This window comes from Shewanella sp. MMG014, assembly GCF_018100775.1.
In the GTDB taxonomy this organism is placed as follows: Bacteria; Pseudomonadota; Gammaproteobacteria; order Enterobacterales; family Shewanellaceae; genus Shewanella; species Shewanella japonica.
This window is the reverse complement of the sequence record NZ_JAGJDZ010000006.1, coordinates 225043-241108: the sequence shown is the minus strand read 5'-3', so window position 1 is coordinate 241108 and position 16066 is coordinate 225043. Positions and strand designations below refer to the sequence as shown.

Genomic DNA, 16066 nt, shown 5'->3' with positions numbered 1-16066 from the left:
AGGTCGGTAACCAGTGGTTAATGTTTTAATTTATTGGCAACGATAATACCTCAGATTGACGCACAATACAGCGTGAAAAAGTTGAGCAAGTTAGGACGGGATACCGATTTGTTATAAACTCAGGCAAAATAACGAATTCTAGTAGGCATTAGGTTAAATAAATAATTCAAATAATGAAATTTGCCTCGGTTTACAGCAAGGAATAACAATGACAAATAAATGGAAAGCGACATGGTCAGCTGTGTCGGTAATGTCGTTAGCATTGGCTGGCGCACTGGTTTCTTCACAAGCAATAGCGGCGACGAAAATGACAGGAAATTCTACCCCACTCACTATCGAACGTATTCATGCATCGCCTGCCTTAGCAGGAGCAAGCCCAAGAGGGTTAAAGCTGTCACCTGATGGCAGTCGAGTAACCTACCTTGCGAGCCGTGAGGATAACCAATATTTGTTTGATTTATGGCAAATGGATATTAAGACATCTAAACGCAGCATATTGCTTAATGCTGATGATTTAGCGTCAGGCGAGCTTTCTGACGAAGAAAAAGCTCGCCGTGAACGTCAGCGTATTTATGGTCAAGGGATCATGGAATATTTTTGGGCTGATAACAGCCAAGCTTTGCTTATTCCTGCTGCGGGTAAGCTTTATTACTTCACTTTAGCAGACAATAAAACGGTAGAACTGGATACGGGTGAAGGCTTTGCTACTGACGCAAGATTATCGCCAAAAGGAAACTTTGTTTCGTTTGTACGTGAGCAGAATATTTTTGTCCTAGCCCTAGAAACGTCAAAACTCATCCAACTGACTTTTGATGGCAAAGGGCCGATAAAAAATGGTATGGCTGAATTTGTCGCTCAAGAAGAAATGGGGCGCATGACAGGTTACTGGTGGTCACCAGATGAAACTTCCATTGCCTTTACTCGCATTGATGAGTCAGGCGTTGAGCTGGTTACTCGTAATGAGATTTATGCTGATGGAATTAAACTCACCGAGCAGCGTTACCCATATGCGGGAAAAACCAACGTTGAAATAGAGTTAGGCGTTATTACGCTTGCCAAAGAAGGAAAAGAGCAACAAGTTTCATGGATTGACTTAGGCAAAGAAAAAGACGTTTACCTGCCAAGAGTGAAATGGTTACCAGATAGTAAGCATCTGTCATTCCAATGGCAGAGTCGCGACCAACAATCACTAGACTTACGGATTGCTGATTTAACCAGTAACAACAAGACGAAAACCATTGTTGCTGAACGCAGTGAAGCTTGGGTTAATCTTAATGACGATTTACAGTTTTTAAAACAACAAAAGTCTTTCATTTGGGCATCAGAACGTGATGGTTTTAACCACCTTTACTTATTCGATTTAAGCGGCAAAGTGCTGCAACAATTAACCCAAGGTGATTGGACGGTTGATGCGCTGGAGTTAGTCGATGAAAAAGGCGGTTGGGTGTATTTCTCTGGCCGTAAAGATACTGTTGTTGAGCGTCACTTATATCGTGTGCCGTTAGCTGGCGGGGAAATAGAGAAGCTATCATCTCGAAGTGGCATGCATTCAGCGGTTTTTGCTAATAATAAACCTGTGTATATCGATTACTTCAATAGTCTTAGTCAGCCACCTCAAGTCAGCCTACATGATGAAAACGGTCAGCGTTTAGCTTGGGTTGAACAAAACGAAGTTAACTCGTCGCATCCTTTGTATGATTTTGCAGGCCTTTGGAAAATGCCTGAGTTTGGCGAGCTTAAAGCTGAAGATGGCCAAGCATTACAGTATCGCTTATTTAAGCCTGTACCATTTGATGACAGTAAAAAGTATCCGGTAGTGGTACGTGTTTATGGTGGTCCACATGCGCAATTAGTCGTTAATAGCTGGAGTGAGGCGGATTACTTTACTCAGTATTTACTTCAACAAGGCTTTGCAGTATTTCAGCTTGATAATCGTGGCTCTGCCCATCGCGGCACAAAATTTGAGTATGTAATTTATCAAAATATGGGCGATGCGGAAGTTGAGGATCAAAAAGTCGGGGTTGATTACCTGAGAAGCTTACCGTTTGTTGATGGTGATAATATTGGTATTTATGGCCATAGTTATGGCGGGTACATGGCGCTTATGGCGCAGTTTAAAGCGCCTGATTATTTTAAAGCGGCAATCTCTGGGGCTCCGGTAACGGATTGGCGTTTATATGATACCCATTACACAGAACGTTACATGGGTCACCCAGAAAAAAATAAAAAAGGGTATGATGCAGCGAGCGTTTTACCATATGTGAAAAATTATCAATCAGGCTTGATGATGTATCACGGCATGGCCGATGACAATGTATTGTTTGAAAACAGTACGCGTGTTTATAAGGCATTGCAGGACGAAGGTAAATTATTTCAGATGATGGATTATCCAGGTTCGAAACATTCAATGCGTGGTGAGAAAGTGAGAAATCACCTTTACAAATCATTGGCTGCTTTCTTGGAAAATGAGTTGAAGTAAATGGCTGTAGTGGTACTCATTGCCCTCAATTTGATTGTGGGGGCATTGTGTTTAAAGAATTTGATAGAGTTGCTCAACAATAATCGTCGCCATTAAAGGGATGTTAGATTTAAGGAAAAACAAGTAAGTGCGTAATGCACTTTGGCGAGATGTCATATGCTGATCATTGTAGAAACGTGACTGATAAAAAGTCATAAAAAAAGCCAAGTCATTGACTTGGCTTTTTTGTATCACTATTAATGATTAGTCTTCTAAGTTACCGCAAAAACGATAGCCTTCACCGTGGATAGTCGCGATGATTTCTGGCGTATCAGGTAAGCTTTCGAAGTGCTTACGAATACGACGGATAGTAACGTCAACAGTACGGTCATGTGGCTTAAGCTCACGGCCAGTCATTTTCATTAACAGATCTGCACGAGTTAAGATTTTGCCTGGGTTTTCAACAAAGTGAAGCATTGCACGGAATTCACTACGTGGTAGCTTGTAAGACTCACCTTGTGGGCTAACTAGAGAACGACTGTTGATTTCTAAGCTCCAACCATTGAAACGGTAGAACTCAACTGAACCTTTCTCTTCTACTTCTGCGCCAGTGCTATTAACACGAGTTAATAAGTTACGAGCACGGATAGTTAATTCGCGTGGGTTAAATGGCTTAGTGATGTAGTCATCAGCGCCAATTTCTAAACCAAGAATTTTGTCAACTTCGTTATCACGACCAGTCAAGAAAATAAGACCGATGTTGTTGATTTCACGAAGTTCACGAGCTAACAATAAACCGTTTTTACCAGGAAGATTGATATCCATAACAACAAGATTAATCTTATTATCCTGCATGGCTGTGTGCATTTCTGCGCCATCGTTTGCTTCAGTTACTACATACCCTTCTGCTTCAAAAATACTGCGCAGAGTATTACGGGTTACAGCTTCATCTTCAACAATAAGAATGTGTGGGTTTTGCATGTTATTTACCTAAATTAAAAACAATTCGATTCTAGTCATGTTGCACTAGGGCGGTGGCACTGCTTATTTATGAAAGTGCCGATAATTTTTCAATTTCACGATAGGTGTTTATCTATGTCTGCCCTGAACAAAACACGCTTCATGACTAACTACATTATATACATTCAGCTTAATACATCATTAAAGTGACATACGTGACATAAATGTGATCATAAAAAATCAATACTTAGATTGTATGCTGAGTATTAATTGACTCACAATCAGTCGAAAGATCTATTAAAACAATGATTCATAAAACTATGAGATTAGATTGCTCGTTAAAGTTCCTTGGCAAACTAATAATTGTTCTATATTTATATCATCTAAAATGTAGAACAAAATGTACAAGCTTGAAAATTTAGTAGCAATTAAACTACTGAAGTATGTAACTGCTTGTATCACTGTTAATAGTTATGTAGCAAAATCTAGCTAGTGATGATTATTGTACTCGTTTTAGGCATTTGTTAACAAATGAAATGTTAACAAATTTACTCTCTAGAATTGTTACAAAATTGGTTTTTTAGGTAAGATGCTGATTTAAAAGGTTAATATAATTATGGTTCTTGTGACTTGTATCACATGGGCTGTCACTGTAATAAAGGGTTTGCTACTGTAAACTGGGTTCAACAGAGAAAATGAAATAATGAAAAATGCAATTGAGTGCCTTTGGCACAAATATCAAGGGACACAATTCTTACTAACGCAGAGACTTGCGAATGATATTCCTTTTGCAATCGTCACTGCTCATAACCCGTTAGGGAGTATCTTAACTCCTTGTCAAAACCGTTTGCTCGACCGCCAATTACAAACCAAAATCGAACAATATAAGCGTCCATATCGCTCGCTTATTGGAGCCGCTCCCGATTTATCTCATATGGAAAAAAGCTGGGCTATCTTTATTGAAAAAGAACAAGCTTTGGAGCTTGGACGCGAGTTTAAACAGCATGCAATCTATTATGTCAATCAAGGCCGTTTGTCATTAGTTGCTTGTGGCGATGCACCTGATAAAGAAGTGATGATAGGCGATTTTATGACTCGCACTCAGGTGGTCAATGAGTTGCCTGATCTTCATGAGTAATTTTTTGATTGATAAAGCTGTTCCGTCAAGCTGATACTGCTACTCATCTATTATATCAACGCATTAGGGCAGCTGATAAACCCACTTTATATAGACAAGGTTATTTATAATAGCGCTGTATTGATTTGAATTAGAAATGGCTTATGGAAGGCCGACCTATCTAAAAATGCCTTTATTCAGAGTTTGAAACTAAAACTTCCCTTATGGTCTATTTAATATAGCTAAATACTGTATTGTTAGCATTTTACGTTAAAGTTAATGCGTGCTTTCATATCTTTAGTGTCTGTAAATAAAGCTATTTTTATCCAAACTATTTAAATATCTAAGCTGATGTGATGACAGCGAGTATGAATGTCGTATATTCAGTATTCAGTTATTTAGTAATTTTATTACATTCCATAATTGACTTAGGTGGTTATTTATTGGTATTTTTCAATTTCTTCCAGAGGGAAGAAACAGAAGAGGAGCGTTAGCTAGGTAGTAAGTGCGAGGAAAACCAATTCCTAAAACCACTTATGAGGGAGATTAGCGCCGAGGTATGTCAAATGGTTGGTTTCATTTCATATCGGTCGATTAGGCTGAATCCTAACGATTGTCACCTATTCATTGGTGGAGAGCTTCTGGTGAAGATTGCTGTTTCCCTTCTTATAAGGGTGCGTTATCACTGCACCAGGCTCTTCGAACGAAGTAAGTTCGGAGTGTAATCATGTTTTTTAATCTAAGTAGTCAATTCGTATTTGTATGTCAGCCTTCAAGCGTGGAGGTGTCAGTATGAGCTTAGTTGTAGCTAAATTCGGTGGAACCTCTGTGGCTGATTACGCTGCAATGAACCGCTGCGCCGATATTATCTTAGCCAACAGACATACTCGAGTCGTTGTTGTTAGTGCATCCAGCGGCGTAACTAATTTATTGGTGGAGCTTACGCAAGCTAATGTGAATGACAAGCGTCGTTTAGCATTACTGACGCAAATTGGCCAAATTCAATATGACATTGTTGATCAGCTCGATCGTCCTCAAGATGTTGCCGCAGGTATTGATAAGTTACTTAGCCGTATGTCAGTGCTCAGTGATGCGCTTGTATTAGATCGCAGTAAAGCAATCATTGATGAACTACTTTCAATGGGAGAGCAATGTTCTTCATTGCTATTTTCTGCTGTTATTCGTGAAAAGGGCACTCCTTCAAGTGCATTTGATGTCAGACAAGTATTACGTACAGACAGCCATTTTGGCCGCGCAGAGCCGCAAATAGAGCAAATAGCATCGTTAGGTGCTGAGCATTTAGCACCACTATTAGCCAATGAAGTTATTGTTACGCAAGGTTTCATTGGCGCTGATGACCAAGGGCGCACCACTACTCTTGGCCGTGGTGGTAGTGATTATTCAGCAGCACTGTTGGCAGAGGGCTTAAAAGCTGATGCGGTAGAAATCTGGACCGATGTAGCAGGTATTTATACAACCGATCCTCGTCTTGCTCCCAATGCTAGACCAATCCCTGAAATCAGCTTTAATGAAGCCGCTGAAATGGCAACATTTGGTGCTAAAGTATTGCATCCTGCGACGATTCTTCCTGCCGTTCGTCAACAAATTCAAGTGTTTGTTGGTTCAAGTAAAGCGCCAGAACAAGGCGGTACTTGGATTCGACATCAAGTAGAAAATGCTCCCGTATACCGTGCTGTTGCATTAAGACGTGATCAAACCCTGCTTAATTTGCACAGCCTGCAAATGTTGCATGCACAAGGCTTCCTTGCTGAAACATTTGCGACATTAGCCAAGCACAAAATCTCAGTTGATCTGATTACCACTTCAGAAGTGAATGTTTCATTAACGCTCGATAAAACAGGATCAGACTCTAGCGGTCAGGGGTTATTGAGTGAATCATTACTGCAGGAGTTATCACAGCATTGTCGAGTTCGTGTTGAAGATAAATTGGCGCTAGTGGCTATTATTGGTAATAAAATTGCCTCAACAGCAGGGATTTGTAGCCGTGTTTTCTCAGTATTAGAAAAGCACAATGTGCGAATGATTTGTCAAGGCGCAAGCCCGCATAACTTATGTGTATTAGTAGCAGAGTCTGAAGCGGCAGATGTGGTTAATTCATTGCACCAAAATTTATTTGAATAATAGGAAGTGTTCACCAAGTAACAATGCTTGGAACATATGAGGCTAAAGAATATATGACAGAAGCGAATCGCACCTCCAACGCTTACGTATCTACAGTTCAATTAGGTGAATTGGCTACTGGCCAAGCGCTAACAGCTCCTATTTATACGTTTAAAGGAAGTGATAGTGCTGCACCATCTGTCTATATTCAAGCCAATGTTCATGGCGCAGAAGTGCAGGGTAACGCGGTAATTCATCAGTTGATGACGCTATTAGAAGGCCATCAAATCTTAGGTGATATACATTGTGTTCCTTTAGCTAACCCATTGGGGATTAATCAAAAAAGTGGTGAGTTTACTCTTGGGCGATTTGATCCTATTACGGGAGTGAACTGGAATAGAGAATATTTTGAACATGCCGCAATAGTGGCTGACATTCCTAATTGGTATCAAGCAAACAAGGCTTTATCAAATAATGAGTTGTTCGCCGCATTTCGAGTGTTATTAGCACAAAGCTGTCAGCAACGTTTAAATAACTCTTGGGGAATTAGCACGGGGCATCAACTCGCGGTGACACTACAATCGATGGCGCATCAAGCGGATATTGTATTGGATTTACATACCGGCCCTAAGTCTGCAAAACATCTATATTGCCCAGAGTATGATGTCGCATCTGCGGCTTATTTCTCAATTCCTTATTCATTGGTAATTCCTAATGAGTTTGGCGGTGCTATGGATGAGGCTGCATTTTACCCGTGGTGGCAGCTCCAACGCTTTTGTGCGCGTCAAGGGAGACATTTTGACGTCCCCGTAGCGGCGTTTACGCTTGAATTGGCGAGTCAAGAGCGTGTCGATATGGCTGATGCAGAACTCGATGCGATGGGGATCTTGGCGTACTTAAGTCATAGAGGTGTAATCGCAGAAAAAGTGCAACCTGCACCAATGAAGCGTTGGGGATGTGATTTAGCTAACTATAAAAAATTCCATGCACCAAAAGCTGGATTAGTGGAGTATTGCGCAGAGGTAGGACACCCTTTGAAAGCTGGTGAGCCGTTAGTGACCCTTTTACGACTTGATCAATACGGAACTGAGAATGCCGTGACGACAATCAGTTTACCTTGTGATTGCGTTCCTGTACTGCATTTTGCCTCAGCTTCTGTGCATCAAGGGACAGAGCTTTATAAGGTAATGACCAAGGTTTTTGAGATCAGTTAATGGTGAGTCGCTGGCAATAGCAACGATATTGCAAACTGCCAGCGATAGCATATTGAAGTATTAACTCTTTAAAATTTCAAGCGGCATAGCCAGCATCTCGTCGCCTGAAGCTGCAAAATACCAAATAATAGCGATAAGTAGACCAACCGTTAAAAAGTACCAAACCGTTGAGAAAATTTGCCCATACCTATCTAAGGGCAACAGGTGACTTTGGTGCCGAGTTTTCCACTCAAATACAATCTCTAAACTACCAATTAGCAACAAGAATCCTAATAAAGCCAGCCCTAAGCTGTAACTGATAAATACGCCTATTGCCGCTCCAGCGATACAGGCTATTAACCCTACCATGCTGTTCATTGAAAAAGTGATGCTTTTAAGAATATGGCCGCCATCTAAGGGTAAAATTGGCAGTAGATTAAACAGATTTAGTAAGGCGTTAAAACTGGCTAAACCTGCAAAAAAGATATTGCCGGTGATCCAATAAGCGACCATGCAGGCTATTGACATCAAGAGGCCAAATGTTGGCCCCATGATAGAGATGACGACATTTTGCCATCGAGTATTTATTCGCTCATCGCTGACAGCTAAACCGCCCATGAATGGGATAAGGTAAATCCCTTTGGTTTTCATACCAAAGTGCTTCATGGCTTTAATATGGCCATATTCGTGAACAACCAGACAGGCAATTAATGCAAGTGCAAATTCAATTGAGAATAGCCATGAATAGGCCGCGACACTTGCCGCAGCGAGCATAGCTTTGACAACTTTGGCACTTTTTAATAGCTTGAACCCAAGTGAGGCTAAGCCAATCATACTGAATTTTTGCGTTTTAACAGGAGCGACTTCAGGCACTTGTTGTTCGATATCTTTAGTATTTCTCTGCCCTTGAGCTACTGTGTCATTATCAACCAAAATCGTGTAGTTAATGATAAAAGGCTGCCACTGGACATCAGCCTCTACTCTTACTTTTACAATGGTTTTACTGGTTTCAGTAATAATGTCATCAGTCGTTGCTCCCGCCATTGAAGCCGGGCGCGATAATTCGAATTCGTGCACATTGAAAGCCTGGTTATCTGCAGATGCCGATTTTTGAGAGACTAATTGATTATCCCAATAAAGTTGTTGCCAACCGGCCATAGAGCCTTCTAATCGTAGACGTTTGCCAAGGCATTCTATATTCAGCAGTTCCATATCTTTTACTGTTCCATTGTTGTGTGATGAGTCATGATGAGTGAAGTAGCGATGGTGAAATTGCTAGGCATTTTGCCCGATAGGTTGCAGTGACTCAAGCTAAATAGATTCAAGATATGCCACAGTGTCGATACCTTGCTTGATATCCGTAAACACCAGTTTTGCACTGCAGCAATGACCATTAAGGGTTGCATGTGTGCGTACGTATTGAATAAAGGTCACTAAATCTATGGGGTGCTGGCTTGCTCTAAATTGTGGTAATTCCGCTGTTGGGTGATAAGCCTGATGTTGTTGAGGGTGAGCTTGCGCCTCGATAACAATATCGAATGTAGAGCCCTCGCTATCTAATAATCTATCGTTACTACCTATGAGGTGCAGTTGTAAACAACAATACTCTAGCCAGTCAGTCTGATTAGCGAGGTAAATGAGCTCTTCACTTGCTTGCTGTTTTATAATTGCTGGCCAACAAATCGCTAGCATCGAATTCTTCTCTAATGGTCAATAAATTCAGTCAACTTGTTAACTGTTTCCTAAGTGCGATATTTAGTAAAAAAAGCGATTAGGTTTTTAACGTTGAATGTTTTATAAGTTGCTGTTTGATAGCAACAATTATCATGCTAATTGCTGCATTCGCTGATCGCAATCGGCCAAGTTAGAAATTAATGGCTACCATAATCGAAACTGATTTCATTATGGAGGTTTTTAACATGACAAGGGCCATGTTCACGCTGGGTGCGATTTTGCGCTGGGCCAATATGAATCTCTACATTGGCAAAGATGTGTTTCTCTGCTTGCACAAAATATTTACTGTAATAGCCATCCACTTCTTGCTGAAGTTGCTTACATTCTGCTTCAGCTTTCGCACGGCGATTGGCGATTTCTTTTTTCTCATCAAGCATCATTTTCACTTGCTCAATCATTCCGGCATCTGTTTGCCACTCCGTTTTTGGAGGCAGCTTTCTCAAGCGAGACTCGATATCTAATCCTGCGACAACAAGCTGCTTAGCTTGGTCATCACAGGCTTTAGCCTCAGCTTTGAGCTCAGTTTGATCCATGGCGCAATAAAGCTCAGTCTTAGTGCCAGCCGTTGCGCCAAAAGCTACAGCCTTAATGCCTTTTTTAGCGGTCGCTCGCCCACCGACAAGATCGCCTCGTCTGGCATTAGGATCGCTAACGGTAATGACATTGTCTGAGACTGAATGGCTATGAAGCAGTTGTTTAGTGACTAAGATGTCACTTTTGGCGGTTAAATTGGAATATTGCACAAACTGAGCACAGATTTGGCCACGGGCAGTAATATGGGTACTTAACTCATGCTCTTTAATTTGTCGGCCAATGACTCCTTTACTGACAATTACATCGCCTTGGGCTTCAAGGCTAGCTGAGTCTACAAACCCCATAACAGTAATGTCACCAGTGCTTTTTACTTTCATCCCCTCGTGGACATCGCCTGTGATTAAGACACTACCTTCAAAATCAACATGGCCGTATTTTACGTCAACATCTTTAATTTGCAGTACATCATCTACTTGCATACCTTTTGGTGTTTCAACAGGTTGACCAGATACTGTTGCGACAAGTTGGTTGGTATCGCTACTTAATAATTCAGTGCCATTACCCGGCTTCATTTGCAGATCTTTGCCCTCAATCTGCATGATAGGTTCCCCGTGTACGTTATAGCCTGGAGTACCGGTAGTCGCAGGCGTTTTTATCATTAAAACGTCGCCTGGCTTCACCATGATCATTGCGCCCAGATTTCGCATGTCGACAGAGCCATCTTCACGTTCTTGAGGTTGTAATAACCGTTCACGAGCAAGGGGGACTTGTCTTGTTAATGTTGCATTAATGCCATTTACAGCCAATTTGCCAATGGCGATTTGGCTACTGCAACTTTCACCCGGCGGTAAAATCGCTAATTGCTGGATCAGAGATTGAATTTTAGGTTTGCTTAATCCCATTTTGACTTTATGGGATTTTAGGGTGTTAAGGATCATTGGCAGTGAAGGGTCTTTCCCACCCCATGCTGATGCTAATGTCATAGAGGCCGACATTTTATCTTCGCTGATTTCTATGGTCACACTGCCATCAGCTCGTTCACCAATGATAAAAAATAACTCATGCTTACCATTGTCATGAGTGCTGAGGGCATTAACTTCAGCGACACAATTATGAATGTTGTGGGTTAACGGTTTCAGCATGGCAAACTCTGCCTGCGTCAGTAGCTGTTTTACGTCATCTTCAGAAATTGGCCCATGAATATTGGGCGTAACACGAAACTCTACTTGGGTTTGAGTTTCATTAAAAACAGCCATGCTCCAATCCAGCATAAAAACCCTTATTAGCCATGAGACTTAAATGCGTGTTAGCTCATGTATTGTTTTTCATAATGTGTGGTGTTGATATCAAAATGTAGCTGTTTTTATGAATAAAGACTAGATAATTATCAAGCTTATGAGCGCAAATTGAGAATTAGCACTCATCTTTCTTTAGTTGTTAATTTGTTGTTACTTATGGAAAAAGTACAATTTGTACTTATTATTTTCAGCAGGAACATTAACTTGGCCAAATTCAGCTGCAATTGTGTCTGCGTATGGAAGGTTACGGTTAGCCACAATTTGCCATACACCCTTGGCAGATAAACTGCTGGCGCTTTGCTTGACGAAATCTTTGGCAATATGTGTGGTGGCGGCTAATCCATCGTGAAACGGCGGATTAGAAATTATGCCGTTAAATTGCCCTTGTATTTGTTTAAAGCCATCTGATGGATAAACTTTAGCAGTCATCTGATTGGCAGCTAAGGTCAGCTCGCAGGCTTTGAGCGCCATTGCATTAATATCAATACATTCAACGTTAAGTTGTGGGTTTACTTTAAGCATTGCTGCACTTATAACGCCAGCTCCACAGCCGAAATCTAGAACTCTTCCCGATAATTCTGGCAGGTTTGACAGTAGTAATTCAGTACCTTGATCGAGCTTTTTCTCACTGAACACGCCAACAAGGTTACAAATAATAATGTCTCCTTGTGGTGTCGATAATGAATAGTGGCTGACCCAATCTTCAATCGAGAATATTGGTGCAATTGCGGTTAATTCAGCAATGAATAGTAAACAATGACGAGCATTATCGCGCTTTAATGGCGCAGAATAATAGTCAGGCAATAGTTTTGCTAAGGATTTTACTCCGCCTTTATTGTCGCCAATAACGATAAGCGTACCGCCAACAGATAGATGTTGAGCTGCTAATTGAAATAGGTAGGGCGCCAATGCTTTTGCTTTTGGAAAGTAGACAATGACAGTATCAAACTTCTGTTTGGTATCGTCAGGCAGTTGGTGACCAAAGTAGCTCGTAAGATGCGCTTTATCCTGTTTAGCCACATATTGATAATGATTAAAATCAAGCGCTAAGCTTGTAACTGATGCAGCATGACTAAGGAGCTCTGATGCGAGAGTATCGGCTTCATGGTTTAAAATCAGCAGGTGCTGGTTTTCGATGAATTGAACATTGCGCATTAAAACTTGAGAAGTGTTGGTGAGCACAGAATCGACCTTAATAAATTAACTCAGTTGTTATGAGGGCGATTATAGCAAAGAAGTGCTGAACTGTTTACGTTATCAAAGCGTGTTTATTAAAGGTAAACTTGCATAAAAAAGGGCACAGCTAATACTGCGCCCTTTCATCAAGAGATGAGATTTAGGGGTTATCGAGCAGCTTTAGGCAATAAACTCATCATCTTGGTGGCGATATCAATATTATCTTGGTGACCACTGAATAAAATTGCTCCTGGTCCAGCGGCAAACACTTGTACGTCATCAGCAGTGTGTCCTAAAGACGTCCAACCTGTGTTTGTACGAAGATCTATGACAGATAAAATGGTTGTAAATAGCTGCTTTTGTCCCTGCATTCTTGCAGCGCTAAGCTTAGCGATTTCTTCGTCTGTTGCCTCAAAACCAATGAGCTCGTTAAATCGTTTTTGCCATTCATCAGTTGCGATTAGAGCTTTTGCAATCATTTCAGGTGAAGCCGTTATCTGATGAAGAATCGCGGGCTCCCAAGCGTATTCATTATTTGCGCCGATAGATAGGCCACCGGTATTGTGGTCAGCAGTAACAACCATTAGCGTATCTTGGCGTTCACGAACAAATTGCTCCACAACCTCGATAGCATTAGCGAACTCATCCATTTCTCCCATGGCCGTGGCGATATCATTTGAATGGCCAGCCCAGTCGATTAGGCTACCTTCAACCATTAAGACAAAACCTTGCTCGTTTTGAGATAATAATTCTAATGCTTTTTGAGTTAAGGTGCTGAGTTTGTGTCCTTGTTTGTCATCGATGACCCAAGGCAGTTGCACATCGGCAAACAGTCCTAGCACTTTAGGTTCGGTTATAGAGTCTAATTGAGCAAACTCTGTGATGTGCTGATAACCTTTATCGGTAAATTGCTTCAGTAAGGCTTCTGAAAAGTATTTTTGTCCGCCACCTAAAATGGCATCTGCATCAGAGTTAAGGTAGTCCTCAGCGATTTCGACGTAGTTTCTGCGGTGTTCATTATGGGCAAGAAAAGCCGCTGGTGTGGCATGATTTACCTGAGATGATACAGCTACGCCAGTCGATAAACCTCGCTTTTTAGCCATTTCCATAATGGTTGTCAACGGACGTTTATTTTCATCAACAGCAATGGCACCGTTATAGGTTTTAAAGCCCGTCGCTAAGGCTGTGGCTGATGCGGCTGAATCTGTGACATATCCGCTAACAGGTGCTGGGTAAGTGCTTGACATACCGACAAGTAAGCGATCAAACACTGTTTGTTCAATCTCTTGTGTTTCAGGGTTATCTTTAAAATAGCGGTAGGCGGTGGTGTATGCGGGACCCATACCATCACCAATCATAATGATCATATTCTTGGGTTTAGCCGGGCCTGAAGTTTGTTTTGCTTTTTTATTAGGAGTATTAGTGATGGGCGCGACAATAGGTGTTGATGAGTCCTTGCTTGGAGCTGTGTCAGAATTTGTGGCTTGTGGTGTTGTGCTTGGAGCACTAGAAACAGTGGTATCAGAAACGCTAGAAACTTGAACCTGTACTTGATTGGTCTGTTTGGTTGCTGCAAGCATATTGGCTTCTGCTAATGGCTGACTTGCCATAGAAACCGATGAGAAACACAGAGTCATCCCAAGCATTAAGCTCAGTGTTGTTCTTATTGTCATGATAAATCCTGAAGTAAAATTAAGGCTCAACTTGATGGTAAATGACCGTCATTATTGAGCCTATAATATTGTTAAGCTTGTTTATTGATTCGTGCTTCAATTGCGTCCATTAGCATGCCGGTAATATCGACATCAAACGCAGCTTCAATTTCTTTGATGCACGTTGGACTAGTAACATTGATTTCGGTGAGCTTATCACCGATAACATCTAACCCAACAAAGATGAGGCCTCGCTTTTTAAGTTCAGGCCCTAATGTGCGTGCAATATGAAAATCGCTTTCAGATAGCGGCTGAGCAACCCCGCTGCCACCTGCCGCTAAATTACCTCGGGTTTCACCTTTCATGGGTATACGTGCAAGTGAGTAAGGGACTGGCTCACCATCAACAACTAAAATACGTTTATCACCTTGTTTAATTTCAGGGATAAAGCCTTGCGCCATGGCGTAACGAGTACCGTGTTCGGTTAGCGTTTCTAAAATAACGCCAATGTTCGGGTCATCTTGCTTTACACGGAAAATTGATGCACCACCCATACCATCAAGTGGTTTAAGAATAATATCGCCTTTTTCAGCGAGGAAAGCACGGATGCGTTTGGCATCACGAGTTACCACGGTTTCAGGGGTAAACTCTGGAAACCAAGCAGTGAACAATTTTTCATTCGCATCACGCAAACTTTGTGGTTTGTTGACGATTAAAACGCCTTCTTCTTCAGCGCGTTCAAGCATGTAAGTGGCATAAATGAACTCAGTATCAAATGGCGGATCTTTACGCATTAAAATGACATCTAAGTCAGCAAGTGGCGTATCTTCGCTGTCGCCTAATTCAAACCATTTAGTGGCATTATCTTCAACTGTCAGTGAACGCATGGTTGCCATTGCCTTGCCATTTACCATAGCGAGATCTTGCATTTCCATATAATACAGTTCGTAACCACGAGATTGGGCTGCCATTAACATTGCAAAGCTAGAGTCTTTTTTAATGTTAATGTCGCTGATTGGATCCATTACTATGCCGAGCTTAATCATACTTTATCCTTATTTTCTCAATGCTTATTATCATTGATTAACCGATATCACCGAAACGTAGTTGCAACGCGGTAATCGCAGTCAGTGAAGCTGTTTCTGTGCGTAATACTCTAGGGCCAAGTAACACATCCGTAAATTGATGTGTTTCCGTCATGGCGATCTCTTCTTCTGATAGACCGCCTTCAGGGCCAATTAATAACCGAACCTTGGTATTTTCTAGCGATAGTCCATTAATGCCATGTGCAGCACGCGGGTGCAGATTTAACTTTAATGCGTCAGTTTGCTCAGCACACCATTGATTAAGTGTCATTGCAGGCCTGACTTTCGGTACGAAACTACGTCCCGATTGTTCACAAGCACTGATGACAATTTTTTGCCATTGGCTGATTTTCTTTTCTAAACGCTCGCCACTTAATTTGACCCCACAGCGGTCAGAAAAGAGCGGGGTGATAGTGGTTACGCCCAATTCAACTGACTTTTGAATGGTAAAGTCCATTCTGTCACCTCGAGATATCACTTGACCTAAATGTAAGTCTAGTGGTGACTCTGAATTATTTGGCGTATTTTCAACGATTTCAACGGTGACGTTTTTTTTGTTTGCACTGATTATTGTTGCCAAATAATCGTTGCCATTTCCAGTAAATAAACGGATGTTTTCGCCTTCGGTCATTCGCAGAACACGACCAATGTGCGCAGCACCATCTTCGTCTAGTTTTACGAGCTGATTAACAGCAAGATCATTGATTGGTTGGTAAATTCTTGGGACGCGCATAGTAA

General features: G+C 41.4%; 13 protein-coding genes and 1 riboswitch. Of the genes, 4 read left to right on the top strand and 9 right to left on the bottom strand.

Annotated elements, in window-relative coordinates; all coding sequences use genetic code 11:
- Window positions 1-208: 208 nt before the first annotated feature.
- Window positions 209-2479 (top strand): S9 family peptidase, encoded by a 2271-nt coding sequence (locus tag J8L86_RS11935; RefSeq protein WP_211030461.1) that lies wholly within the window; start codon window positions 209-211, stop codon window positions 2477-2479.
- Between the two features lie 51 nt (window positions 2480-2530).
- On the opposite strand, the gene J8L86_RS11930 is transcribed toward J8L86_RS11935, so the two are convergent.
- Together J8L86_RS11930 and arcA are read right to left on the bottom strand one after the other, a co-directional pair.
- Window positions 2531-2674, bottom strand: a complete 144-nt coding sequence (locus tag J8L86_RS11930) for a hypothetical protein (RefSeq protein WP_156669181.1) — start codon at window positions 2672-2674, stop codon at window positions 2531-2533.
- Window positions 2675-2722: 48 nt separating this feature from the next.
- The gene (arcA, locus tag J8L86_RS11925; protein ID WP_055022666.1) at window positions 2723-3439 is read right to left on the bottom strand and encodes a two-component system response regulator ArcA; all 717 of its coding nucleotides are present in this window, start codon (window positions 3437-3439) and stop codon (window positions 2723-2725) included.
- Window positions 3440-4121: 682 nt separating this feature from the next.
- On the opposite strand from arcA, the gene J8L86_RS11920 reads away from it, so the two are divergent.
- From J8L86_RS11920 to J8L86_RS11910, 3 genes are all read left to right on the top strand, one after another.
- Window positions 4122-4556, top strand: a complete 435-nt coding sequence (locus J8L86_RS11920; protein ID WP_211030459.1) for a DUF3293 domain-containing protein — start codon at window positions 4122-4124, stop codon at window positions 4554-4556.
- Window positions 4557-5007: 451 nt separating this feature from the next.
- Window positions 5008-5184: riboswitch (Lysine riboswitch) on the top strand.
- Window positions 5185-5327: 143 nt separating this feature from the next.
- The gene (gene lysC, locus J8L86_RS11915) at window positions 5328-6677 is read left to right on the top strand and encodes a lysine-sensitive aspartokinase 3 (RefSeq protein ID WP_055022664.1); all 1350 of its coding nucleotides are present in this window, start codon (window positions 5328-5330) and stop codon (window positions 6675-6677) included.
- A 53-nt stretch (window positions 6678-6730) separates the two neighbouring features.
- Window positions 6731-7870 (top strand): succinylglutamate desuccinylase/aspartoacylase family protein, encoded by a 1140-nt coding sequence (locus tag J8L86_RS11910; protein ID WP_211030457.1) that lies wholly within the window; start codon window positions 6731-6733, stop codon window positions 7868-7870.
- Between the two features lie 60 nt (window positions 7871-7930).
- On the opposite strand, the gene J8L86_RS11905 is transcribed toward J8L86_RS11910, so the two are convergent.
- The 7 genes from J8L86_RS11905 to rsmE all read right to left on the bottom strand — a co-directional run bounded on the left by J8L86_RS11905 (window position 7931) and on the right by rsmE (window position 16061).
- On the bottom strand, window positions 7931-9061 hold the full coding sequence (locus J8L86_RS11905; RefSeq protein ID WP_055022663.1) for a site-2 protease family protein: 1131 nt from the start codon (window positions 9059-9061) through the stop codon (window positions 7931-7933).
- 99 nt (window positions 9062-9160) lie between these two features.
- Entirely contained in the window at window positions 9161-9541 is a 381-nt protein-coding gene (locus J8L86_RS11900; protein WP_211030455.1) for a DUF4144 family protein, read from the bottom strand.
- Window positions 9542-9720: 179 nt separating this feature from the next.
- The gene (locus tag J8L86_RS11895) at window positions 9721-11388 is read right to left on the bottom strand and encodes a FapA family protein (protein ID WP_211030453.1); all 1668 of its coding nucleotides are present in this window, start codon (window positions 11386-11388) and stop codon (window positions 9721-9723) included.
- 177 nt (window positions 11389-11565) lie between these two features.
- Window positions 11566-12597 carry a methyltransferase gene (locus J8L86_RS11890; protein WP_065109803.1) on the bottom strand — a complete coding sequence of 344 codons (1032 nt, stop codon included), beginning with the start codon at window positions 12595-12597 and terminating at the stop codon, window positions 11566-11568.
- A gap of 161 nt (window positions 12598-12758) precedes the next feature.
- Window positions 12759-14264 carry an alkaline phosphatase gene (locus J8L86_RS11885; RefSeq protein WP_247663355.1) on the bottom strand — a complete coding sequence of 502 codons (1506 nt, stop codon included), beginning with the start codon at window positions 14262-14264 and terminating at the stop codon, window positions 12759-12761.
- A gap of 71 nt (window positions 14265-14335) precedes the next feature.
- Window positions 14336-15289 carry a glutathione synthase gene (gene gshB, locus J8L86_RS11880; protein ID WP_211030452.1) on the bottom strand — a complete coding sequence of 318 codons (954 nt, stop codon included), beginning with the start codon at window positions 15287-15289 and terminating at the stop codon, window positions 14336-14338.
- A gap of 37 nt (window positions 15290-15326) precedes the next feature.
- The gene (rsmE, locus tag J8L86_RS11875; RefSeq protein WP_065109805.1) at window positions 15327-16061 is read right to left on the bottom strand and encodes a 16S rRNA (uracil(1498)-N(3))-methyltransferase; all 735 of its coding nucleotides are present in this window, start codon (window positions 16059-16061) and stop codon (window positions 15327-15329) included.
- Window positions 16062-16066: the final 5 nt, after the last annotated feature.

What these genes read in the sequence shown, in the direction of transcription:
- J8L86_RS11935 (WP_211030461.1), top strand. Translation starts at nt 209, where the DNA reads ATGACAAATAAATGGAAAGCGACATGGTCAGCTGTGTCGGTAATGTCG.
- J8L86_RS11930 (WP_156669181.1), bottom strand. Translation starts at nt 2,674, where the DNA reads ATGACTTTTTATCAGTCACGTTTCTACAATGATCAGCATATGACATCT.
- arcA (WP_055022666.1), bottom strand. Translation starts at nt 3,439, where the DNA reads ATGCAAAACCCACACATTCTTATTGTTGAAGATGAAGCTGTAACCCGT.
- J8L86_RS11920 (WP_211030459.1), top strand. Translation starts at nt 4,122, where the DNA reads ATGAAAAATGCAATTGAGTGCCTTTGGCACAAATATCAAGGGACACAA.
- lysC (WP_055022664.1), top strand. Translation starts at nt 5,328, where the DNA reads ATGAGCTTAGTTGTAGCTAAATTCGGTGGAACCTCTGTGGCTGATTAC.
- J8L86_RS11910 (WP_211030457.1), top strand. Translation starts at nt 6,731, where the DNA reads ATGACAGAAGCGAATCGCACCTCCAACGCTTACGTATCTACAGTTCAA.
- J8L86_RS11905 (WP_055022663.1), bottom strand. Translation starts at nt 9,061, where the DNA reads ATGGAACTGCTGAATATAGAATGCCTTGGCAAACGTCTACGATTAGAA.
- J8L86_RS11900 (WP_211030455.1), bottom strand. Translation starts at nt 9,541, where the DNA reads ATGCTAGCGATTTGTTGGCCAGCAATTATAAAACAGCAAGCAAGTGAA.
- J8L86_RS11895 (WP_211030453.1), bottom strand. Translation starts at nt 11,388, where the DNA reads ATGCTGGATTGGAGCATGGCTGTTTTTAATGAAACTCAAACCCAAGTA.
- J8L86_RS11885 (WP_247663355.1), bottom strand. Translation starts at nt 14,264, where the DNA reads ATGACAATAAGAACAACACTGAGCTTAATGCTTGGGATGACTCTGTGT.
- gshB (WP_211030452.1), bottom strand. Translation starts at nt 15,289, where the DNA reads ATGATTAAGCTCGGCATAGTAATGGATCCAATCAGCGACATTAACATT.
- rsmE (WP_065109805.1), bottom strand. Translation starts at nt 16,061, where the DNA reads ATGCGCGTCCCAAGAATTTACCAACCAATCAATGATCTTGCTGTTAAT.